This window comes from Citrobacter sp. RHBSTW-00881 (assembly GCF_013728515.1).
Taxonomy (GTDB): domain Bacteria; phylum Pseudomonadota; class Gammaproteobacteria; order Enterobacterales; family Enterobacteriaceae; genus Citrobacter; species Citrobacter braakii.
Genome location: NZ_CP056269.1, coordinates 1,443,500 through 1,465,602 on the forward strand (window position 1 = coordinate 1,443,500; position 22,103 = coordinate 1,465,602).

Consider the following 22,103-nt stretch of genomic DNA (forward strand, 5'->3'; position numbering starts at 1 on the left):
CGAGAACCGACGGCGCTTTGCGGTTCTTTACGTTAGCTCACCGTCGGATTCTGCCGAACGAAAACTGATGCTCACCAGCGTTCCCCCTCCGGAGGGTTGAGAGAAAGTCAGCGTGCCGCTCAGCCTTTCCGCCCGCTCGCGCATAATATTTAACCCATAGTGCCCCGAAGGCTCATGCGGCTCGCCAATGCCGATGCCGTTATCGCGAATATAAACCGTGTGATTACCATCCGGCGCAGTCACGCAACTGACGGCAATTTCGGTTGCGCTGGCATGTTTAATCGCGTTCAGCACCGCTTCACGGACGATCTGCAGCAGATGCACCTGCATTTGCGCGTCCAGCGCCAGCGTCGGTAACCGGCAATCAAGCGTCAGTTTAGCCGATGTCTGATTTTGCAGCGTTTCCAGCATTTCATGCAGGGCGGAGGGGAGATCGGCCTGCTGTAAAGTCAGGCGGAAGGTGGTGAGCAGTTCGCGTAGCTGGCGGTAGGCGTCGTTCAGCGCCTGAGAAAAATCCGCCATAATGCTTTGCGCTGGGGCGTTATCTTCGGGAATCGAACGCTTCAGCAGCGTGAGCTGAATGCGTAAATAAGAGAGCACTTGCGCCAGCGAGTCGTGCAGCTCGCGCGCAATCGTCGCCCGTTCCTCCATTAACAACAGCTGCTGAAAATGTTTTTGCGCCTGGTTGAAGTACAACCCGCGACCCAGCATCGAGGAGACGCTGTTAAGCAGCGGGGTAGAAGCATTGACGTTCGGGCTTTGCCAGTGCAGTTCACCGTAGACGGTTTCCTGCATGGTGACCGGCAGGATCTGCATCGGCAGCTCGGGGCTTTTTGCGCCTTCGCTAATTCGCCAGTTATCTCCGACGGTGAGTTCCAGGAAATAGGCGGCGTCATGCTCGCGGACGATCTGTAAAATATGGCGGAAGCAGTACACATCAATCTGACTGGTATTTAACGCCTGAGAGCACTGATACAACACTTCCAGACGACGATTAGCTTCGTGGAGATCGTGGGTCTTCTCAGCGACAGACGCTTCCAGTGAGCGGTACAGCTTGTGTAATTCACTCGACATCTGGCTGAAGGTCTTGCCCAACAACCCGAGTTCGTTGGGCAAATCAGTATCCAGCGACGGGATGTCAAACTGACCGTGTTCAATGTGCTGGCTGGCCACCACCAGCTTATTCAGCGGACGCACCACCTGCTGGCGAATACGCCGTAAGGTAAAGAAAACGAGGGTGAATATGCCGATCCCGCCCGCCAGTGAAATACCAAAAACCAGCATCACTTTGCGTTCGGCATAATGTTGCAGCGCCAGCACGAAGAGATCGATTTGATCGACATAGTTATTGATATTGCTCTGGTACCAATTTAAATCGCCATCGATCAGACGGGCGTTCATTTCCAACCAGTTTGCATGTAGACGTCCATAGCGACTTTTTACCGCTTGAGGCACATACCACGCGTTCAGGTTCTGGAGTGCTGGCGAGTTTAGCGCCTGCTGGAAAAGCTGGCGGTGAGCGTTAAGCTGCGGACTTTGGCTTTGCAGATCGTAACCCAGACGGTAACTTTGCATGCGCAATGAGCCAGCCACGTTGATGGCTTCAGCATCTCGCAAGCTGCTGGTCAGCGTGAGCAGAGCAATACCCGTTGAGAGAATCGACAACAGCACTATGTAGAAAAAAGCTTTAGCCAGACTGGCCGAGACCGGACGCTTTACCGTCACTTGTGCATCCTCACACAATACACGTCGCGCCTTAAAACAGCCCGAACGATGCGGTGTATTTGATAAATGTTAATAAAACGCCATGAAACTGGATGGTAACTGAAACGCAATTTCATATGCGATGAAATAAATTGATCTGCCACAGGTTCTGGATAAATAGTTGTGCTTCCTGGGCAAATGAACATTGCCGCTTCCTTCCGTGTCGGTTAATAACAACACTCATATAAAGAATAAGGTTTTTGCAACCAAAAAAGAAGGAAGCCATGAATCGTTTTATTATGGTTAATAGCCAGCAGTGCCTGGGATGCCATGCCTGTGAGGTCGCCTGCGTCATGGCTCACAACGGCGAGCAGCATGTCCTGAGTCAACGGCATTTCCAGCCCCGAATTACCGTCATCAAGCATCAGCAGCAGCGCAGTGCGGTAACCTGCCATCACTGTGAAGATGCGCCCTGCGCCAGAAGTTGCCCGAACGGGGCAATCAGCCATGATAACGACAGCGTTCAGGTGAACCCGAAAAAGTGTATTGGCTGTAAATCGTGCGTCGTTGCTTGTCCTTTCGGCACGATGCAGATCGTACTCACTCCTGTCGCTAAAGGGAAGGTGAAAGCCACTGCGCACAAATGCGATTTGTGTCAGGGACGCGAACAGGGACCCGCCTGCGTAGAGAACTGTCCGGCACAAGCGTTACAACTGGTGACGGAAAATTCGCTTACTGGTCTGTCAAAAGCGCGCAGGCTACGCACCGCCAGTCTGGAAAGCCAGCCCTGGCATGCCAACGCCACCGATTTCGTTTCGCATGCAATTACCAAACGTGAGCAAATGCAGGCGACCCCGGCGCGTGGTGAGCCGGATAAGCTGGCAATTGAGGCCCGTAAAACCAGCTTTGAGGAGATCTATCTGCCGTTTCGTACGGCGCAGGCGGAACGGGAAGCGTCCCGCTGCCTGAAATGCGGCGACCACAGTATTTGCGAATGGACCTGCCCATTGCATAACCATATTCCGCAGTGGATTGAACTGGTCAAAGCCGGGAATATCGACGCGGCGGTTGAGCTTTCTCACCAGACCAACTGCCTGCCGGAAGTGACCGGGCGCGTATGTCCGCAGGACCGACTTTGCGAAGGGGCATGTACGGTGCGTAGCGAGCATGGGGCGGTCACTATCGGAAATATTGAGCGTTACATCTCTGATCGGGCCCTGAGCAAAGGATGGCGACCGGACTTAAGCCACGTGCAGAAAGTGGATAAGCGCGTTGCTATCATCGGCGCGGGTCCGGCGGGTCTGGCCTGCGCGGATGTGCTGGCGCGCAGCGGAGTCAGCGCCACCGTATACGATCGCCACCCTGAAATCGGCGGTTTGCTGACGTTCGGCATTCCGGCCTTCAAGCTGGACAAATCGCTGCTGGCCCGCCGCCGTGAAATCTTCAGCGCCATGGGTATTCATTTCGAACTTAACTGTGAAGTGGGTAAGGATGTGGCGCTGTCGGCGCTGCTGGAGGATTACGATGCCGTGTTCGTGGGCGTAGGAACCTATCGTTCCATGAAGGCGGATCTGCCGAATGAAGACGCGCCTGGCGTTTATGACGCGTTACCGTTCCTGATTGCCAACACCAAGCAGGTGATGGGGCTGGATGAACTGCCTGAAGAGCCGTTCATCGATACCGCCGGACTGAACGTGGTTGTACTGGGCGGAGGCGATACGGCAATGGACTGCGTGCGTACCGCGCTGCGTCATGGCGCACGCCAGGTGACCTGCGCTTATCGTCGTGATGAAGCCAACATGCCCGGTTCGAAAAAAGAGGTGAAGAACGCCCGGGAAGAGGGGGCGAACTTCGAGTTTAACGTCCAGCCGGTTGAGCTGGTGTTGCATGATGATGGGCGAGTCAGCGGCGTGCGTTTTTTACGTACCCAGCTTGGCGAGCCGGACGCGCAGGGGCGTCGTCGCCCGGTTCCCCTCGCCGGGAGTGAGTTTGTCATGCCCGCAGATGCGGTGATCATGGCGTTTGGTTTTCACCCACATGGCATGCCGTGGCTGGAGACGCATGGGGTTAAGGTCGATAACTGGGGGCGCATTGCCGCCAATGTTGAAAGCGCATACCGTTATCAAACCAGTAACCCGAAAATCTTCGCCGGTGGTGACGCGGTACGCGGTGCGGATCTGGTGGTTACGGCGATGGCGGAAGGACGGCATGCCGCCCAGGGGATCGTTGACTGGCTGGGCGTAAAATCAGTCAAATCTCACTAAGTCGCTAAGAAGGCCGGATAAGGCGCGTTAGCGTTGCTATCCGGCTCTGTGCCGCATAATTGCCTGATGGCGCTTCGCTTATCAGGCCGACATTGCACCAAGACAAACCCGGTTTCACGGCGTAGTATTATTTCTCACTTCTTGCTGTGGAGCCGGTATGTCGCAAAAAATTACCCTCATCAAAGATAAGGTCCTTTCCGATAACTACTTCATCCTGCGCAATATCACCTATGACCTGACCCGTAGCAATGGAGAGGTGATTCGTCACAAACGCGAGGTTTACGATCGCGGCAACGGCGCCACTATCCTGCTGTATAACCCGGAGAAGAAAACGGTGGTGCTCATCCGCCAGTTTCGCGTCGCCACCTGGGTCAATGGTAATGAAAGCGGTCAACTGATTGAAACCTGCGCCGGGCTGCTGGATAACGACGAACCGGAAGCGTGCATTCGGAAAGAGGCCATTGAAGAGACCGGCTTTGAAGTGGGTGAAGTGCGTAAGCTGTTTGAGCTCTATATGTCGCCGGGCGGCGTGACGGAGATAATTCATTTCTTTATTGCGCAATACAGCGACAGCCAGCGGGCAAATGCGGGCGGAGGTGTGGAAGATGAAGATATTGAGGTTCTGGAGCTGCCGTTCACCCAGGCGCTGGAAATGATTAAAACGGGTGAGATCCGTGACGGTAAGACGGTGCTATTGCTGAACTATTTGCAGTCGTCGCATCTCATGGACTAATGCGCGGGATTTATATTTCTTTACAAATTTTCGGCCAATCCGACGATTCTTATTGAGCCACATCAGTCGCGCAAGGAAGATACCGCTTAGGCTGTGTGTTTTGACTTCGGGGTTGTACCGTCCATGCGCTATCGCGTTATTTTACTTTTCCTGCTCGGGTTGTTACCCGTCCGTTTGCTGTGGGCCGCGCCCGCGCAACAGACGTTTTCTGACTGGCAGGTGACGTGCAATAACCAAAACTTTTGCGTGGCGCGCAATACCGGAGAACATCACGGCCTGGTCATGACCTTGAGCCGCAGTGCCGGGGCACATACCGACGCCGTGTTGCGTATTGAACTGGGTGGGCTGGAATCGCCAACAGCCAAAGAGAGCGATATTGCGCCACGTCTGCTACTGGATGGCGCGCCGCTACCGCTTCGCGGCGAACACTGGCGTATTACTCCCTGGCAACTGATGACCGATGATCCGGCCACCATCAGCGCATTTTTAACAACCGTACAGGACGCGAAGGCGATAACCCTGCAAAAAGGGGCGCAAAACCTGTCCCTGGTCGGGCTAAAAGCCGCGCTGCTTTTTATCGACGCCCAGCAAAAACGGGTCGGTAGCGAAACCGCATGGATCGAAAAAGGCGACGAGCCTCCGCTCAGCGTGCCTCCCGCTCCCGCTTTAAAAGGCGTGGCTGTGATTAACCCAACGCCAACGCCTCTCACGCAACAAGAGCGCAGTGAATTGCTGGATTACGGTAACTGGCGGATCAACGGTATTCGCTGTTCGATCGATCCGCTGCGTCGCGAGATGCGCGTCACGGCCTTAACGGATGATAAAGCGCTGCTGATGATCGGCTGTGAAGCCGGGGCATATAACACCATCGATCTGGCGTGGGTGGTTTCACGTACTACCCCGTTGACGTCACGGGCGGTACGGCTAAGCCTGCCTTTTAAAACGGATGCGGAAAGTCGCGATATGGAGCTGACCAACGCCACGTTTGATGAGAAGTCGCGCGAGCTGGTAACCCTCGCTAAAGGACGAGGGTTGGCAGATTGCGGTATCCAGACCCGCTGGCGCTACGACGGCCAGCGTTTTCGTCTGGTGCGCTATGCCCAAGAGCCAAGCTGCGATAACTGGCATGGGCCAGATGCCTGGCCCACGCTGTGGATCACACGTTAAGCACCTTATGCGCTTTGTCGACAATGTTATCCACCGTAAAGCCGAAGAACGGGAACAGCTTGTCTGCCGGAGCCGACTCCCCATAACCCGTCATACCGACAATCGCCCCTTTCAGCCCAACATATTTGTACCAGTAGTCGGCAATTCCTGCTTCTACCGCCACGCGCGCGCTGACGTTTGAGGGGAGGACCGATTCCCTATACGCCTCATCCTGGGCGTCGAAAATATCGGTTGAGGGCAGAGAAACCACTCGCACGTTACGACCTTCACCGGTCAGTTTTTCCGCCGCCAGCAGCGTGATTTCCATTTCTGAACCGGTAGCAATCAGGATAACATCCGGCTTACCGCCGCCATCCTTCAGCACATAGCCGCCGCGGGCAATCTGCTGCACTTGCTCAGGCGTCCGCTCAACCTGAGCCAGATTTTGCCGCGAGAGGATCAGCGCCGTTGGCCCGTCATGGCGTTCGACCGCCAGCTTCCAGCCTACCGCCGCTTCAACCTGATCGCAGGGTCGCCAGGTGCTGAAATTAGGCGTCAGACGCAGGCTGGCGAGCTGTTCGACGGCCTGGTGCGTGGGACCATCTTCCCCAAGGCCAATCGAGTCGTGGGTATAAACCATGATTTGTCGGGCTTTCATCAGCGCTGCCATGCGTGCGGCATTACGGGCATATTCGACAAACATCAGGAACGTTGCGGTGTACGGTACGAAGCCCCCGTGGTGAGCGATACCGTTGGCAATCGCGGTCATGCCAAATTCCCGCACGCCGTAGTGGATGTAATTTCCTGCATGATCCTCTTTAAGAGAAGTGGAGCCTTTCCAGATGGTCAGGTTGCTGGGCGCCAGATCCGCCGAACCGCCAAGCAGCTCAGGCAGTATCGGCCCGTAGGCGTTCAGGGTATTTTGCGAGGCCTTACGGGTGGCGATTTTGGCCGGATTGGCCTGCAGCTCGGTGATATATTTCTGGGTCATTTCTTCCCACTCTTCCGGCAGTCCACCGCTCATCCGGCGGGTAAACTCTGCCGCCAGATCCGGATGCGCATGTCGATAAGCGGCGAATTTCTCATTCCAGCTCTGTTGGGCTTTCTCGCCTTTTTCACGAGCGTCCCACGCCCGGTAAATCTCTTTGGGGATTTCAAAGGCAGGATGATGCCACCCCAACTTCTGCCGGGTCAGCGCCACTTCTTCTTCACCCAGCGCAGCGCCGTGCGCTTCCTCTTTCCCGGCTTTATTCGGTGAACCAAAACCAATCACCGTGCGGCAGATAATCAGCGACGGTTTATCGGTAACGGCCTGTGCTTCCTGAATCGCTTTTTTCACCGCCTCAGGGTCATGACCGTCAATCTCGTGCACCACATGCCAGTGATAGGCCTCAAAGCGTTTCGCGGTATCGTCGGTAAACCAGCCGTCGGTTTCGCCATCAATTGAGATGCCGTTGTGATCGTAAAAGCCGATGAGTTTGCCAAGTCCCAGTGTGCCCGCCAGCGAGCACACTTCGTGAGAAATGCCCTCCATCAGACAGCCGTCGCCCATAAAGACCCAGGTATAGTGATTAACAATCTCGTGGTCTGGCTGGTTAAACTGCGCCGCCAGCGTGCGTTCTGCAATCGCCATTCCGACAGCGTTGGCTAAACCCTGACCCAACGGTCCGGTGGTGGTCTCCACGCCCGGCGTATAGCCAATTTCCGGGTGTCCTGGCGTCTTCGAATGGAGCTGGCGGAAGTTCTTTAACTCTTCGAGCGGCAGGTTGTAGCCGGAAAGATGCAGCAGGCTGTAAAGCAGCATTGAGGCGTGGCCATTGGATAAAATAAACCGGTCACGATCGTACCAGGTGGGATCGGACGGGTTATGGCGCAGGAAATCGTTCCACAGTACTTCGGCGATATCGGCCATCCCCATTGGTGCGCCAGGGTGGCCAGAGTTAGCTTTTTGGACGGCATCCATACTTAGCGCACGAATGGCATTGGCAAGCTCTTTACGGGTCATAGGAAATACTCCTTGAAAAGTAAAGTGTTAGATGCGTGTTGTGATTCACACTTTTGAGATAATTGCGGGCGTTGTCAGCAAAAAGCATAGCAGACAAGCATGGTATTGCTGGCTTAAGCAGGTAACATAGATGTTATAAATTGATAACAAATTCTTTCTTTGAATGGTGAGAGTATGGGGACCTTCAAAGTTTGTGCCGTTGACTGAGGTGATAATGTGCGGCTCAGTAGAATGGTTACCCGCGCCACTTTTTTGATAGATACGTGAAAGGAACAACAAGATGGATGACCAGTTAAAACAAAGCGCCCTCGATTTCCACGAATTTCCGGTACCCGGTAAAATCCAGGTTTCTCCGACCAAGCCTCTGGCAACCCAGCGCGACCTCGCGTTGGCCTACTCGCCGGGCGTGGCTGCACCGTGTCTTGAAATTGAAAAGGACCCGCTGGCAGCCTACAAATACACCGCACGCGGCAACCTGGTTGCGGTTATTTCCAACGGTACTGCGGTTCTGGGCCTGGGTAATATTGGCGCGCTGGCCGGTAAACCAGTGATGGAAGGTAAAGGCGTTCTGTTTAAGAAATTCGCCGGGATTGACGTGTTCGACATCGAAGTTGATGAACTCGATCCGGATAAATTTATCAACGTGGTAGCGGCGCTTGAACCAACGTTTGGCGGCATTAACCTCGAAGATATCAAAGCGCCGGAGTGCTTCTACATTGAGCAAAAACTCCGTGAGCGCATGAATATTCCGGTATTCCATGATGACCAGCACGGCACGGCAATCATCAGTACTGCCGCAATCCTTAACGGTCTGCGGGTGGTTGAGAAAAATATCTCTGATGTGCGTATGGTGGTGTCCGGTGCAGGTGCGGCGGCGATTGCCTGTATGAACCTGCTGGTGGCGCTGGGTATGCAGAAACACAACATTGTGGTCTGCGACTCCAAAGGGGTGATTTACAAAGATCGTGAACCAAACATGGCGGAAACCAAAGCGGCTTACGCAGTGGTGGATGACGGTAAGCGTACGCTGGATGATGTCATTGACGGCGCGGATATTTTCCTCGGTTGCTCTGGTCCGAAAGTGCTGACGCAGGAAATGGTTAAGAAGATGGCGCGTGCGCCAATGATCCTGGCCCTCGCCAACCCGGAACCGGAAATCCTGCCGCCGCTGGCGAAAGAGGTGCGTTCTGACGCCATCATTTGCACCGGCCGTTCCGACTACCCGAACCAGGTTAATAACGTCCTGTGCTTCCCGTTCATCTTCCGCGGCGCGCTGGACGTTGGCGCTACTGCCATCAACGAAGAGATGAAACTGGCCGCGGTACACGCCATTGCTGAGCTGGCGCACGCCGAGCAGAGCGAAGTGGTGGCCTCCGCCTATGGTGACCAGGACCTGAGCTTCGGGCCGGAATACATTATTCCGAAACCGTTCGACCCGCGTCTGATCGTCAAAATCGCCCCTGCGGTGGCGAAGGCGGCGATGGATTCCGGTGTGGCAACGCGTCCGATTGCCGACTTTGACGCTTACATCGATAAGCTGACCGAATTCGTCTACAAAACCAACCTGTTCATGAAGCCGATTTTCTCTCTGGCACGCAAAGCGCCGAAGCGCGTGGTGCTGACTGAAGGGGAAGAGGCGCGTGTACTGCATGCCACGCAGGAGCTGATCACTTTAGGTCTGGCGAAACCGATCCTGATCGGTCGTCCGAGCGTTATCGAAATGCGTATCCAGAAACTGGGTCTGCAGATCAAAGCGGGCGTCGATTTTGAGATCGTCAACAATGAATCCGATCCGCGCTTTAAGGAGTACTGGAGCGAGTACTACCAGATTATGAAACGTCGTGGTATTACCCAGGAGCAGGCGCAGCGTGCGGTAATTGCCAACACCACGGTGATCGGCGCGATCATGGTGCAGCGCGGCGAAGCGGATGCGATGATCTGCGGTACGATAGGCGACTACCATGAGCACTTCAGCGTGGTGAAAGAGGTGTTTGGTCATCGCGATGGCGTGCATACTGCCGGGGCGATGAACGCCTTGCTGCTGCCAAGCGGTAACACCTTTATCGCCGATACCTACTATAAGGGCTTCCCCGAACAGTCAACGCCGGTTTTTAATTTCTGTCTGTTCATCAATGAAAGGCAAGGGATAAGACTGCGCTACTATAAACGGTCATGCTGAATCGCTAGTGATTCGGACCCTGATGAAAGACGCTCGTGAGATCCTCCTTCGTTAATCGGATAGTGATATCCAGTAGGATATGCAGATACTTCTCACGGGGGTCTAACCCTTTACCATCAACAATTTACAGTTCAGTTACTACTCAGTTAAATTTTTCATGTTGTTGAATACAGTCTGAAGTCATCGCCGTAATGTAATGATGCCCAGCACAACCTCGCATTCTTGGCGGCGATTGCAACGACAGCACGCCAGTATCCCCGCCTACCAATCAACGAGCAGACCCAACGGCTAAACGGGTCCGTTCTATTCTCTGCCCCTACCATTACAGAACGGGCTCCCTGGACCAGTAGGGTTCGCAGATAGGCATCACCCGCTTTTGTTATCCTGCCAAGCTTTGATTTTCCGCCACTACTGTATTGTGATGGCGTTAGCCCCAACCAGGCTGCCAGTTGGCGCCCGTTCTTAAAATCATGGGCATTGCCAATACTGGCGACCAGCGCACTCGCTGTGGTGGGCCCAACACCTTTCAGTTCCATTAACTGCTGGCTGCGATGATCTGTTTTGGCCACACGAGATAATACCCTGTCATATTCGGCGATTTTCTCTTCAATATTAGTGACATGTGTCAATAGATCATCAATGCACAGCCTAACCTGTACTGGCAGAGTTTCCTTCTGGTCAGAAACAACATGACGCAGAGCATCAGTGCTTTGTGGGGCAATAACCCCGAATTCAGATATCAGGCCCCGAAGACGGTTATACGTTGCTGTTCTTTCCTGGATAAATCCCTGTCTTGTCCGATGTAAGCATTGCATTGCCTGCTGGCTTTCGTCTTTGACTGGTACAAAGCGCATATGCGGCCGCTGCACTGCCTCACAAATAGCTATTGCATCAGCTGCATCATTTTTCCCGGTCTTACCCGCCATGCGATAGGGTGAGACAAATTTCGGAGCCATCAACCGGACATCATGGCCATACTGCCTGAATAATCTTGCCCAATAGTGGGCACCCGAGCAGGCTTCCATTCCAATGACACAGGGAGGTAAACCTGCGATGAGTTCAGAAAGTGCTGCACGCGACACCTTGGGTTTAACCAGAACAGCTTTACCATTTTGGTCAATGCAGTGAACAGCAAACACATTTTTAGCAAGATCGATACCGACAGTGGTGATGGTCATAACGAATCCCTCTGGGTCAATGTTTATCCTATGATTGCACGAAAGTTAATCAGGCGCATATCTAGGGGAAGTCCCTTCCATTCGTTAACGACGATCCTACGCCGGAGCAACTGGCGGAAATCGCCGTGATGGCGGCAGAAACCGTGCGTCGCTTTGGTATCGAACCGAAGGTAGCGCTGCTGTCGCACTCCAACTTTGGTTCATCTAACTGTCCGTCGGCCAGCAAAATGCGCGAAGCGCTGGAGCTGATTAAGGCGCGTGCGCCTGAGTTGATGATTGATGGCGAAATGCACGGCGATGCCGCGCTGGTGGAAAGCATCCGTCATGACCGCATGCCGGACAGTCCGCTGAAAGGCTCAGCGAATATTCTGGTGATGCCGAATATGGAAGCTGCCCGTATTAGTTACAACTTACTACGCGTTTCCAGCTCTGAAGGCGTAACGGTCGGCCCGGTGCTGATGGGGGTTGCGAAACCGGTTCACGTATTAACGCCGATCGCTTCTGTTCGTCGTATCGTTAATATGGTGGCGCTGGCGGTCGTAGAAGCCCAAACTCAGCCGCTGTAATTTCACTTTAATTTATTTCCGGCGCGGGTTTCTCCCGCGCCTTTTTATTTCCCCTTTCTTAGTGATCCACTTCACCTTTTAAACATGGTTGCCGAATTTTGTTATTTACTCTGACAAAAAATTGCCACGATGAGGGCAGTTTTAGCGGAGGCGGTGAGCAATGGAAAAAGAACGCATTATTCAGGAATTTGTGCCGGGGAAACAGGTTACGCTGGCGCATCTCATTGCGCACCCTGGTGAGGAACTGGCAAAAAAGATCGGCGTTCCCGAAGCGGGCGCCATCGGCATTATGACGCTGACGCCAGGCGAAACCGCGATGATTGCCGGTGACTTAGCTATGAAGGCGGCAGATGTACATATCGGCTTTCTCGATCGATTCAGCGGTGCGCTGGTCATCTACGGCTCGGTAGGCGCGGTAGAAGAAGCGTTATTACAGACGGTAAGCGGTCTGGGTCGGTTATTAAATTTCACTTTGTGCAACCTGACAAAAAGTTAATCAGAGGCGGCGATGAAACGTATTGCGTTTGTCGGTACGGTGGGGGCGGGGAAAACAACGCTCTTTAATGCGCTACAGGGAAATTATTCCCTCGCCAGAAAAACACAGGCCGTGGAGTTTAATGAAAATGGCGATATCGACACGCCAGGAGAATATTTTAGCCATCCGCGCTGGTATCACGCCTTAATTACCACGCTGCAGGATGTTGATACGTTGATTTATATACACGCGGCAAATGATAAAGAAAGTCGCTTACCTGCCGGGCTGTTGGATATCGGCGCCAGTAAACGACAAATCGCCGTTATCAGCAAAACGGACATGCCGGATGCCGACGTCGCCGCAACGCGACAACTACTTCGCGGGATAGGGTTCCAGGAGCCGATTTTCGAACTCAACAGCCATGACCCGCGCAGCGTGCAGCACCTGGTGGATTATCTGACTGAGCTCAGCCAAAAGGAGGAAAGGGCAGGTGAAAAAACTCATCACAGCTAACGATATTCGTGCGGCCCACGCACGCGGCGAACAGGAAATGTCGGTTGTTCTGCGCGCCAGCATCATCACCCCGGAGGCGCGCGAAGTTGCGGAGCTGCTGGGCGTCACCATCAGTGAATGCGATGAATCCGCGCCAACCGCTGCTGCTGCACCGGTTGCGGTGGATGATGGCAAAACGGAAAGCCAGCGCATTCGCGAAACCATCATTGCGCAGTTACCGGAAGGGCAGTTTACCGAAAGCCTGGTCGCCCAACTGATGGACAAAGTCATGAAGGAGAAACAGTCGCTGGAGCAGGGCGGAATGCAGCCGAGCTTTAACTCGGTGACCGGCAAAGGTGGCGTCAAAGTCATCGACGGCAGCAGCGTGAAGTTTGGTCGTTTTGACGGCGCACAACCGCACTGCGTGGGTTTAACCGATCTGGTGACCGACCAGGACGGTAGCAGCATGGCCGCCGGGTTCATGCAGTGGGATAACGCTTTTTTCCCATGGACGCTGAACTACGACGAAATCGACATGATTCTGGAAGGCGAGCTGCACGTTCGCCACGAAGGTGAAACCATGATTGCTAAAGCCGGGGACGTGATGTTTATCCCGAAAGGCTCCAGCATCGAATTTGGTACGCCATCGACGGTGAAATTTCTGTATGTGGCCTGGCCTGCGAACTGGCAGTCCTGCTAAGGCGGATGTATGAAGGATTTCATTACCGAAGCATGGCTCAGAGCGAATCATACGCTCAGCGAAGGGGCTGAAATTCATCTCCCCGCTGACGCTCGCCTGACGCCATCTGCCCGGGAATTACTGGAAAGCCGACATCTGCGCATTAAGTATATCGACGAGCAGGGCAGCCTGTTTATTGATGACGAAGAACAGCAGCCGCAGCAGGTGCATGGTTTAACCAGCAGCGATACGCATCCACAGGCCAGTTGCGAACTGTGTCATCAACCGGTGGTGAAGAAAGCAGACACGCTGACGCATCTGACAGCGGACAAGATGGTCGCTAAAAGTGACCCGCGCCTGGGATTTCGCGCCGCGCTGGACAGCACCATCGCCCTGGCCGTGTGGTTGCAGATAGAGCTGGCGGAACCGTGGCAGCCGTGGCTGGCGGATATCCGTTCGCGTCTGGGCAACATTATGCGCGCCGACGCTATCGACGAGCCGCTGGCAGCACAAGCTATTGTCGGTTTAAGCGACGAAGATTTACACCGGCTTTCGCATCAGCCGCTGCGCTATCTGGACCACGACCATCTGGTGCCTGAAGCCAGTCATGGCCGTGATTGCGCGTTGCTTAATCTGCTGCGTACCAAAGTTCGTGAAACGGAGACGGTGGCGGCCCAGGTATTCATCACCCGTAGTTTTGACGTGATGCGACCGGACATCATGCAGGCGCTCAATCGCCTTTCCAGTACGGTCTACGTGATGATGATTCTGAGCGTAGCGAAGCATCCACTGACGGTTAGCCAAATTCAACAGCGACTGGGGGAGAAGCAATGATCATTGAACGTGCTCGTCAACTCGCCCAGCGCTCACCTGCACGGGTGGTGTTCCCGGATGCGCTGGATGTTCGGGTGTTGAAAGCGGCAAATTACCTGCATCAGCACGGTCTGGCACATCCTGTTCTCGTCGCCAGTCCGTTTGCGCTGCGCCAGTTTGCCCTCAGCCATCGGGTGGCGATGGATGGCATTCAGGTTATCGACCCGCAAAGCAACCAGTGCATGCGTGAAGAGTTTGCGCTGCGCTGGCTGGCCCGCGCGGGAGATAAAACGCCTGCAGATGCGCTGGAAAAACTCAACGATCCGCTGATGTTCGCCGCCGCCATGGTTAGCGCGGGTAAAGCTGACGTCTGTATTGCGGGCAATTTGTCGTCGACAGCAAACGTGCTGCGCGCTGGGTTACGCATTATTGGGCTACAGCCAGGCTGTAAAACGTTGTCGTCAATTTTCCTGATGCTGCCGCAGTACCTCGGGCCGGCATTAGGGTTTGCCGATTGCAGCGTCGTGCCGCAGCCCACAGCCGCACAGCTGGCGGATATTGCGATTGCCAGCGCGCAGACATGGCAGGCGATCACCGGTGAAGAACCGCGCGTGGCCATGCTGTCGTTTTCAAGTCAAGGCAGTGCTCGTCATCCTAACGTCGCTAACGTGCAGCAGGCTACGGAGATCGTTCGTGAGCGTGCCCCGCAGCTTACCGTGGATGGGGAACTGCAATTTGATGCCGCCTTTGTTCCGGATGTCGCCGCGCAAAAAGCGCCCGCCAGTCCGTTAAAGGGCAATGCCAATGTGATGGTCTTCCCATCGCTGGAGGCAGGCAATATTGGCTACAAAATCGCCCAGCGTCTGGGAGGGTATCGTGCCGTAGGTCCGTTGATCCAAGGGCTTGCCGCACCGCTTCATGACCTCTCTCGCGGCTGTAGCGTACAGGAAATTATCGAACTGGCGTTGGTGGCAGCAGTGCCGCGTCAGACTGACATGAGTCGTGAAAACGCCTCACACACACTGGTTGTTTAGGTCCCGTTCTGGACCCCTTATGAGAGGAAAACACAATGGAAGCATTAGGAATGATTGAAACCCGGGGCCTGGTTGCACTGATTGAGGCTTCTGACGCAATGGTTAAAGCGGCACGCGTGAAACTGGTCGGCGTGAAGCAGATCGGCGGCGGTCTGGTTACTGCAATGGTCCGTGGCGACGTAGCGGCATGTAAAGCCGCAACGGATGCTGGTGCTGCTGCTGCACAGCGTATTGGTGAGCTGGTTTCCGTACACGTGATCCCGCGTCCGCATGGCGATCTGGAAGAAGTGTTCCCGATCAGCTTTAAAGGCGACAGCAACGACATGTAAGTCGTCCATGTGACGCCACAGACTTCATTGCTGGCGTCACCCTCTCTCCTTTTCACATTACCTTCTGCGGAGGGTAGGGGGAGGTTTTACCTGAAATATGCCACGGAGGCGCGTATGAAACTGGCAATCGTCACAGGACAAATTGTTTGTACCGTACGCCATCAGGGGCTCGCGCACGACAAGTTGCTGATGGTGGAAATGATTGATGCCTGCGGAAATCCCGACGGGCAATGTGCTGTTGCTATCGACAGCATTGGGGCGGGAACCGGAGAGTGGGTGCTGCTGGTCAGCGGAAGCTCAGCCCGTCAGGCGCACCGTAACGAATCATCACCTGTCGATCTGTGCGTGATTGGCATTGTTGATGAAGTGGTGGCAGGTGGTCAGGTGATCTTCCATAAATAAGGCAGAAAATCATGAATCAACAGGATATTGAACAGGTCGTGAAAGCGGTGCTGCTGAAAATGAAAGACAGCAGCCAACCCGTCAGTGCCGTTCAAGAAATGGGCGTTTTTGCCTCCCTGGATGACGCAGTGGCGGCAGCAAAACTGGCCCAGCAAGGGCTGAAAAGCGTTGCCATGCGCCAACTGGCTATCACGGCTCTACGTGAGGCGGGCGAAAAACATGCCCGAGAATTAGCGGAACTTGCCGTCACAGAAACCGGCATGGGACGCGTTGAAGATAAATTTGCCAAAAATGTGGCGCAGGCACGCGCCACGCCGGGCGTGGAATGCCTGTCTCCACAGGTTCTGACCGGTGATAACGGCCTGACGCTGATTGAAAATGCGCCGTGGGGCGTGGTGGCCTCGGTGACACCGTCCACCAACCCGGCTGCGACCGTTATTAACAACGCCATCAGCCTGATTGCGGCTGGCAACAGCGTGGTCTTCGCACCGCATCCGGCTGCCAAGGGCGTGTCTCAGCGCGCTATCACTCTGCTTAACCAGGCGGTAGTTGCAGCAGGCGGACCGGCAAACCTGCTGGTTACCGTGGCCAATCCGGATATCGAAACCGCCCAGCGTCTGTTTAAGTACCCAGGCATCGGCCTGCTGGTGGTGACCGGCGGTGAAGCCGTAGTGGATGCCGCGCGTAAGCACACCAACAAACGTCTGATTGCCGCCGGTGCGGGAAATCCGCCGGTGGTGGTTGATGAAACGGCTGATCTGGCACGCGCAGCCCAGTCGATCGTCAAAGGCGCTTCGTTTGACAACAACATTATCTGCGCCGACGAAAAAGTGCTGATCGTGGTCGATAGCGTCGCTGATGAGCTGATGCGTCTGATGGAAAGCCAGCATGCAGTCAAGCTGACCACGGCTCAGGCCGAACAGCTGCAACCGGTGCTGCTTAAAAATGTCGATGAACGCGGTAAAGGCACGGTCAGTCGTGACTGGGTTGGCCGCGACGCAGGAAAAATCGCTGCGGCGATTGGTCTGAACGTACCGGAGCAAACCCGGCTGTTGTTCGTCGAAACCTCTGCGACTCACCCGTTTGCCGTAACCGAACTGATGATGCCGGTTCTGCCGGTCGTGCGGGTCGCCAACGTCGATGAGGCCATTGAACTGGCGGTCAAGCTTGAAGGCGGCTGTCACCATACGGCGGCGATGCACTCGCGCAATATCGACAACATGAACCGCATGGCAAACGCCATTGATACCAGCATTTTCGTTAAGAACGGACCGTGCATTGCCGGTCTTGGACTCGGCGGCGAAGGCTGGACCACGATGACCATTACCACGCCAACCGGGGAAGGGGTGACCAGCGCACGCACATTTGTGCGTCTGCGTCGCTGTGTGTTGGTGGATGCCTTCAGAATTGTATAAGGAGTGAACGACATGGCGCACGACGAACAACGTTGGCTGACACCCAGATTGCTAAAAGCGGCAACGCTATGTAACCAGACGCCCGTAAAGAGCGATTCACCGCTGTGGCTGGGCGTGGATTTGGGGACGTGTGATGTGGTGTCGATGGTTGTCGACAGTGACGGACAGCCGGTTGCAGTTTGCCTGGACTGGGCCGACGTCGTGCGCGATGGCATCGTCTGGGATTTCTTCGGTGCGGTGACCATCGTTCGTCGCCATCTCGATACGCTCGAACAACAGTTGGGTTGCCGCTTTACCCACGCGGCAACCTCGTTTCCACCGGGAACTGACCCACGGATCTCGATCAACGTGCTGGAATCTGCCGGGCTTGAAGTCAGTCATGTGCTCGACGAACCGACCGCGGTGGCAGACCTGTTGCAGCTTGATAACGCTGGCGTGGTGGATATCGGTGGCGGTACCACCGGGATTGCGATTGTGAAGCGAGGCAAGGTGACTTACTCCGCCGATGAAGCGACCGGCGGGCACCACATTTCTCTGACGCTTGCCGGGAACCGTCGCATCCAGTTGGAAGAGGCGGAGCAGTACAAACGCAGCAACGGTAAAGAAATTTGGCCGGTGGTTAAGCCGGTCTACGAAAAAATGGCGGAAATTGTGGCTCACCATATTGCCGGACAGGGCGTGGCTGATTTATGGCTGGCCGGTGGTTCCTGTATGCAGCCGGGCGTTGATGAACTGTTTCGTAAGCGTTTCCCGGAACTGCAGGTGCATTTACCCCAGCACAGCCTGTTTATGACCCCGCTGGCGATTGCAAATAGCGGAAAAGAAAAAGCGGAAGGAATCTATGCAAGCTGAATTGCAGACCGCGCTCTTTCAGGCATTCGATACCCTGAATCTGCAACGCGTAAAAACGTTTAGCGTTCCACCGGTTACGTTGTGTGGACTGGGAGCGCTCAGTACCTGCGGACAGGAAGCACAAACGCGCGGCCTGACGCATATGTTCGTCATGGTCGACAGTTTCCTGCACCAGGCGGGGATGACCGCCGCACTGGAACGCAGCCTGGCGATGAAAGGCGTGGCGATGACGCTGTGGCCATGTCCGGTGGGCGAACCGTGCATTACGGACGTCTGCGCGGCGGTCGCGCAACTGCGTGAATCGAAGTGCGATGGCGTAGTGGCCTTTGGTGGCGGTTCCGTATTGGATGCCGCAAAGGCTGTGGCGTTGCTGGTGACCAATCCTACCCAGACGCTGGCAGACATGGATGAGAGCAGCGCGTTACGCCCGCGTCTGCCGCTGATTGCCGTACCGACTACCGCCGGAACGGGTTCAGAAACCACTAATGTCACGGTGATTATCGACGCCGCGACCGGGCTTAAAAAAGTGCTGGCCCACGCAACCCTGATGCCGGATGTGGCGATTCTTGACGCCGCGCTGACGGAAGGTGTGCCCGCACACGTAACGGCGATGACCGGGATCGATGCGCTGACGCACGCCGTTGAAGCGTATAGCGCTCTGAACGCGACGCCGTTTACCGACAGTCTGGCGATTGGCGCGATTGCGATGATAGGTAAATCGCTGCCGAAGGCCGTTGGCTATGGTCAGGATCTGGCGGCGCGAGAAAGCATGCTACTGGCTTCCTGTATGGCCGGGATGGCGTTTTCCAGCGCGGGGCTGGGCCTGTGTCACGCGATGGCGCACCAGCCGGGTGCGACGCTGCACATCCCACATGGACAGGCTAACGCCATGCTGCTGCCCACAGTAATGGGTTTCAACCGCATGGTGTGTCGTGAGCGTTTCAGCCATATCGGACGGGCGCTAACCAACAAGAAGTCGGACGATCGCGATGCCATCAACGCCGTCAGCGAGCTGATTAGCGAAGTGGGCCAGACCAAACGACTCTCTGACGTTGGGGCGAAGCCCGAGCATTACAGCGCATGGGCTCACGCCGCGCTGGAGGATATTTGTATTCGCAGTAACCCACGCACCGCCACGCAGGCCGACATTATCGCGTTGTATGCGGCGGCACAATAAATACACATATGACAGGGAGTGAAGGTTATGGGAATTAACGAAATCATCATGTACATCATGATGTTCTTTATGCTGATTGCCGCCGTGGACAGGATCCTGTCGCAGTTCGGCGGTTCGGCACGCTTCCTCGGTAAGTTCGGGAAGAGTATTGAGGGATCGGGCGGCCAGTTTGAAGAAGGTTTTATGGCGATGGGCGCGCTGGGTCTGGCGATGGTCGGTATGACCGCGCTGGCACCGGTACTGGCGCATGTGCTCGGGCCGGTGATTATTCCACTGTACGAAATGTTGGGTGCTAACCCGTCGATGTTTGCCGGAACGCTGCTGGCGTGCGATATGGGCGGCTTCTTCCTGGCGAAGGAACTGGCGGGCGGCGACGTTGCGGCGTGGCTGTACTCCGGCCTGATCCTCGGGGCGATGATGGGGCCGACGCTGGTCTTCTCTATTCCGGTTGCGCTGGGGATTATTGAGCCGTCCGACCGTCGTTATCTGGCGCTGGGCGTGCTGGCTGGGATCGTCACCATTCCGATTGGCTGTATTGCGGGTGGTTTGATCGCGATGTACTCCGGTGTCGAAATCAACGGGCAGCCGGTGGAGTTCACCTTCGCACTGATCCTGATGAACATGATCCCGGTGCTGATCGTTGCCGTGCTGGTGGCGCTGGGACTGAAATTCATCCCGGAAAAAATGATCAACGGCTTCCAGATCTTCGCGAAATTCCTGGTGGCGCTGATCACCATCGGTCTGGCGGCAGCGGTGATCAAATTCCTGCTCGGCTGGGAACTGATTCCGGGTCTTGATCCTATCTTCATGGCACCGGGTGACAAGCCGGGTGAAGTGATGCGCGCCATCGAAGTTATCGGTTCTATCTCCTGCGTGCTGCTGGGTGCGTACCCAATGGTACTGCTGCTGACCCGCTGGTTTGAAAAGCCGCTGATGAGCGTTGGTAACCTGTTAAAAATCAATAACATTGCGGCTGCGGGCATGGTGGCGACGCTGGCGAACAACATCCCAATGTTCGGCATGATGAAGAATATGGATACCCGCGGCAAAGTGATCAACTGCGCTTTTGCGGTCTCCGCAGCCTTCGCTCTGGGTGACCACTTAGGTTTCGCCGCGGCCAACATGAACGCGATGATCTTCCCAATGATTGTCGGCAAGCTGATTGGCGGCGTGACGGCGATTGGTGTGGCTATGCTGTTGGTACCGAAAGACGAAGATGTTCCGGCACCAGCAGAAACCAACCCGGAGGCGCAATCGTGAATACTCGCCAGCTACTCAGCGTCGGTATCGATATCGGCACCACCACCACTCAGGTGATCTTCTCGCGCCTTGAGCTGGTCAACCGTGCGGCGGTGTCGCAGGTGCCGCGTTACGAATTCATCAAACGCGAAATTAGCTGGCAAAGCCCGGTGTTCTTTACCCCCGTTGATAAGCAGGGCGGGTTGAAAGAGGCCGAACTTAAGGCGCTGATCCTCGCCCAGTATCAGGCGGCGGGAATTGCGCCTGAGACCGTCGATTCCGGCGCGATCATCATCACCGGAGAAAGTGCCAAAACCCGCAACGCGCGACCAGCGGTGATGACGCTTTCTCAGTCGCTGGGGGACTTCGTGGTTGCCAGCGCCGGTCCGCATCTGGAATCAGTGATTGCCGGTCACGGCGCAGGGGCTCAAACCCTGTCAGAGCAGAAGTTGTGCCGCGTACTGAATATCGACATCGGTGGCGGGACGTCGAACTACGTCCTGTTCGATGCCGGAAAAGTCAGCGGTTCGGCCTGCCTGAACGTCGGCGGACGACTGCTGGAAACGGACGGTCAGGGGCGGGTGGTGCATGCGCATCAGCCAGGACAGATGATTGTTGATGACGTATTTGGCCCTGGCACCGACGCCCGGACCCTTAATGCGGCGCAGCTTGTTCAGGTGGCCCGACGGATGGCGGCGCTGATCGTTGAGGTGATTGACGGCACGCTGTCACCGCTGGCGCAGGCGCTGATGCAAACCAGTCTGTTGCCGACGGGTGTGAAGCCGGAAGTGATTACGTTGTCCGGCGGGGTGGGCGAGTGCTACCGCAACCAGCCTGCCGATCCATTCTGTTTTTCCGATATTGGGCCGCTGTTAGCGACGGCGCTGCATGAACATCCGCGTCTGCGTGAGATGAACGTGCAGTTCCCGGCGCAAACCGTGCGCGCCACGGTGATTGGCGCCGGTGCGCATACGCTGTCGCTTTCGGGCAGCACCATCTGGCTGGAAGGTGTGGCGCTTCCGCTGCGCAATCTGCCGGTGGCGATTCCGGTTGATGAGGCTGATTTGGTGGCCGCCTGGCAACAAGCGCTGATGCAGCTCGATCTGGACCCGCAAACAGACGCTTACGTGCTGGCGCTGCCCGGTTCGCTGCCGGTGCGCTACGCCGCGCTGTTAACGGTTATTGATGCGCTACTGGCCTTTGTCGCGAGCCATCCGAATCCGCATCCCCTGCTGGTGGTAGCCGAGCAGGATTTTGGTAAAGCCCTGGGCATGCTGTTACGCCCACAGTTACAGCAACACCCGCTGGCAGTCATCGATGAGGTGGTTGTCCGGGCGGGGGACTATATCGACATTGGTACGCCTCTTTTTGGCGGATCGGTTGTGCCGGTGACGGTGAAATCACTCGCATTTCCTTCCTGA

Annotated in this window: 18 protein-coding genes and 2 pseudogenes; 17 read left to right on the forward strand and 3 right to left on the reverse strand. The window is 55.6% G+C overall.

The window, feature by feature from the left end:
- Positions 1-27: 27 nt before the first annotated feature.
- Positions 28-1,725: a nitrate/nitrite two-component system sensor histidine kinase NarQ gene (gene narQ / locus HV311_RS06820; protein ID WP_016157109.1), complete on the reverse strand. Its 1,698-nt coding sequence runs from the start codon at positions 1,723-1,725 to the stop codon at positions 28-30.
- A 263-nt stretch (positions 1,726-1,988) separates the two neighbouring features.
- Here narQ and aegA point away from each other — a divergent pair, with 263 nt between their 5' ends.
- The 3 genes from aegA (at position 1,989) to HV311_RS06835 (ending at position 5,868) form a co-directional block, all read left to right on the forward strand.
- Positions 1,989-3,968, forward strand: a complete 1,980-nt coding sequence (aegA, locus tag HV311_RS06825; RefSeq protein WP_049270080.1) for a formate-dependent uric acid utilization protein AegA — start codon at positions 1,989-1,991, stop codon at positions 3,966-3,968.
- A 157-nt stretch (positions 3,969-4,125) separates the two neighbouring features.
- Positions 4,126-4,701 (forward strand): GDP-mannose pyrophosphatase NudK, encoded by a 576-nt coding sequence (gene nudK / locus HV311_RS06830; protein ID WP_016157107.1) that lies wholly within the window; start codon positions 4,126-4,128, stop codon positions 4,699-4,701.
- 123 nt (positions 4,702-4,824) lie between these two features.
- A complete protein-coding gene (locus tag HV311_RS06835) occupies positions 4,825-5,868 on the forward strand; it encodes a DUF1176 domain-containing protein (RefSeq protein WP_016153961.1) in 1,044 nt (347 codons plus the stop codon).
- On the opposite strand, the gene tkt is transcribed toward HV311_RS06835, so the two are convergent.
- Entirely contained in the window at positions 5,858-7,852 is a 1,995-nt protein-coding gene (gene tkt / locus HV311_RS06840; protein WP_191220894.1) for a transketolase, read from the reverse strand. The two genes, HV311_RS06835 and tkt, sit on opposite strands and share 11 nt — an antisense overlap.
- A 280-nt stretch (positions 7,853-8,132) precedes the next feature.
- Here tkt and maeB point away from each other — a divergent pair.
- Positions 8,133-9,947: pseudogene (gene maeB / locus HV311_RS06845) on the forward strand (NADP-dependent oxaloacetate-decarboxylating malate dehydrogenase); the annotation flags it as partial.
- Positions 9,948-10,186: 239 nt separating this feature from the next.
- On the opposite strand, the gene HV311_RS06850 reads toward maeB, so the two are convergent.
- Entirely contained in the window at positions 10,187-11,209 is a 1,023-nt protein-coding gene (locus tag HV311_RS06850; RefSeq protein WP_000156884.1) for an IS110-like element IS5708 family transposase, read from the reverse strand.
- 80 nt (positions 11,210-11,289) lie between these two features.
- Here HV311_RS06850 and HV311_RS06855 point away from each other — a divergent pair.
- From HV311_RS06855 to eutA, 13 genes and pseudogenes are all read left to right on the forward strand, one after another.
- Positions 11,290-11,775 (forward strand): annotated as a pseudogene (locus tag HV311_RS06855) (phosphate acyltransferase); the annotation flags it as partial.
- Between the two features lie 160 nt (positions 11,776-11,935).
- Positions 11,936-12,271 (forward strand): ethanolamine utilization microcompartment protein EutS, encoded by a 336-nt coding sequence (gene eutS / locus HV311_RS06860; protein ID WP_003037995.1) that lies wholly within the window; start codon positions 11,936-11,938, stop codon positions 12,269-12,271.
- A gap of 12 nt (positions 12,272-12,283) precedes the next feature.
- Positions 12,284-12,763: an ethanolamine utilization acetate kinase EutP gene (gene eutP / locus HV311_RS06865; protein ID WP_016153958.1), complete on the forward strand. Its 480-nt coding sequence runs from the start codon at positions 12,284-12,286 to the stop codon at positions 12,761-12,763.
- A complete protein-coding gene (gene eutQ / locus HV311_RS06870; protein WP_094168970.1) occupies positions 12,741-13,442 on the forward strand; it encodes an ethanolamine utilization acetate kinase EutQ in 702 nt (233 codons plus the stop codon). Before eutP ends, eutQ begins: the two co-directional genes overlap by 23 nt.
- Positions 13,443-13,451: 9 nt before the next feature.
- The gene (eutT, locus tag HV311_RS06875) at positions 13,452-14,255 is read left to right on the forward strand and encodes an ethanolamine utilization cob(I)yrinic acid a,c-diamide adenosyltransferase EutT (RefSeq protein WP_019077358.1); all 804 of its coding nucleotides are present in this window, start codon (positions 13,452-13,454) and stop codon (positions 14,253-14,255) included.
- On the forward strand, positions 14,252-15,268 hold the full coding sequence (gene pta, locus HV311_RS06880; protein WP_191220895.1) for a phosphate acetyltransferase: 1,017 nt from the start codon (positions 14,252-14,254) through the stop codon (positions 15,266-15,268). Before eutT ends, pta begins: the two co-directional genes overlap by 4 nt.
- 35 nt (positions 15,269-15,303) lie before the next feature.
- On the forward strand, positions 15,304-15,597 hold the full coding sequence (gene eutM / locus HV311_RS06885) for an ethanolamine utilization microcompartment protein EutM (RefSeq protein ID WP_003835054.1): 294 nt from the start codon (positions 15,304-15,306) through the stop codon (positions 15,595-15,597).
- Between the two features lie 114 nt (positions 15,598-15,711).
- A complete protein-coding gene (eutN, locus tag HV311_RS06890; protein ID WP_016153954.1) occupies positions 15,712-15,999 on the forward strand; it encodes an ethanolamine utilization microcompartment protein EutN in 288 nt (95 codons plus the stop codon).
- 11 nt (positions 16,000-16,010) lie between these two features.
- Complete coding sequence (locus tag HV311_RS06895; protein ID WP_016153953.1) at positions 16,011-17,414, forward strand: aldehyde dehydrogenase family protein; 1,404 nt, start codon at positions 16,011-16,013, stop codon at positions 17,412-17,414.
- 12 nt (positions 17,415-17,426) lie between these two features.
- The gene (gene eutJ / locus HV311_RS06900) at positions 17,427-18,266 is read left to right on the forward strand and encodes an ethanolamine utilization protein EutJ (RefSeq protein WP_016153952.1); all 840 of its coding nucleotides are present in this window, start codon (positions 17,427-17,429) and stop codon (positions 18,264-18,266) included.
- Positions 18,256-19,443, forward strand: coding sequence for an ethanolamine utilization ethanol dehydrogenase EutG (gene eutG, locus HV311_RS06905; RefSeq protein WP_016153951.1), 1,188 nt, complete (start codon positions 18,256-18,258; stop codon positions 19,441-19,443). Before eutJ ends, eutG begins: the two co-directional genes overlap by 11 nt.
- Positions 19,444-19,470: 27 nt before the next feature.
- Positions 19,471-20,703, forward strand: a complete 1,233-nt coding sequence (eutH, locus tag HV311_RS06910) for an ethanolamine utilization protein EutH (protein WP_016153950.1) — start codon at positions 19,471-19,473, stop codon at positions 20,701-20,703.
- Positions 20,700-22,103: an ethanolamine ammonia-lyase reactivating factor EutA gene (eutA, locus tag HV311_RS06915; RefSeq protein ID WP_094761073.1), complete on the forward strand. Its 1,404-nt coding sequence runs from the start codon at positions 20,700-20,702 to the stop codon at positions 22,101-22,103. Before eutH ends, eutA begins: the two co-directional genes overlap by 4 nt.

What these genes read in the sequence shown, in the direction of transcription:
- aegA (WP_049270080.1), top strand. Translation starts at nt 1,989, where the DNA reads ATGAATCGTTTTATTATGGTTAATAGCCAGCAGTGCCTGGGATGCCAT.
- nudK (WP_016157107.1), top strand. Translation starts at nt 4,126, where the DNA reads ATGTCGCAAAAAATTACCCTCATCAAAGATAAGGTCCTTTCCGATAAC.
- HV311_RS06835 (WP_016153961.1), top strand. Translation starts at nt 4,825, where the DNA reads ATGCGCTATCGCGTTATTTTACTTTTCCTGCTCGGGTTGTTACCCGTC.
- tkt (WP_191220894.1), bottom strand. Translation starts at nt 7,852, where the DNA reads ATGACCCGTAAAGAGCTTGCCAATGCCATTCGTGCGCTAAGTATGGAT.
- HV311_RS06850 (WP_000156884.1), bottom strand. Translation starts at nt 11,209, where the DNA reads ATGACCATCACCACTGTCGGTATCGATCTTGCTAAAAATGTGTTTGCT.
- eutS (WP_003037995.1), top strand. Translation starts at nt 11,936, where the DNA reads ATGGAAAAAGAACGCATTATTCAGGAATTTGTGCCGGGGAAACAGGTT.
- eutP (WP_016153958.1), top strand. Translation starts at nt 12,284, where the DNA reads ATGAAACGTATTGCGTTTGTCGGTACGGTGGGGGCGGGGAAAACAACG.
- eutT (WP_019077358.1), top strand. Translation starts at nt 13,452, where the DNA reads ATGAAGGATTTCATTACCGAAGCATGGCTCAGAGCGAATCATACGCTC.
- pta (WP_191220895.1), top strand. Translation starts at nt 14,252, where the DNA reads ATGATCATTGAACGTGCTCGTCAACTCGCCCAGCGCTCACCTGCACGG.
- eutM (WP_003835054.1), top strand. Translation starts at nt 15,304, where the DNA reads ATGGAAGCATTAGGAATGATTGAAACCCGGGGCCTGGTTGCACTGATT.
- eutN (WP_016153954.1), top strand. Translation starts at nt 15,712, where the DNA reads ATGAAACTGGCAATCGTCACAGGACAAATTGTTTGTACCGTACGCCAT.
- HV311_RS06895 (WP_016153953.1), top strand. Translation starts at nt 16,011, where the DNA reads ATGAATCAACAGGATATTGAACAGGTCGTGAAAGCGGTGCTGCTGAAA.
- eutJ (WP_016153952.1), top strand. Translation starts at nt 17,427, where the DNA reads ATGGCGCACGACGAACAACGTTGGCTGACACCCAGATTGCTAAAAGCG.
- eutG (WP_016153951.1), top strand. Translation starts at nt 18,256, where the DNA reads ATGCAAGCTGAATTGCAGACCGCGCTCTTTCAGGCATTCGATACCCTG.
- eutH (WP_016153950.1), top strand. Translation starts at nt 19,471, where the DNA reads ATGGGAATTAACGAAATCATCATGTACATCATGATGTTCTTTATGCTG.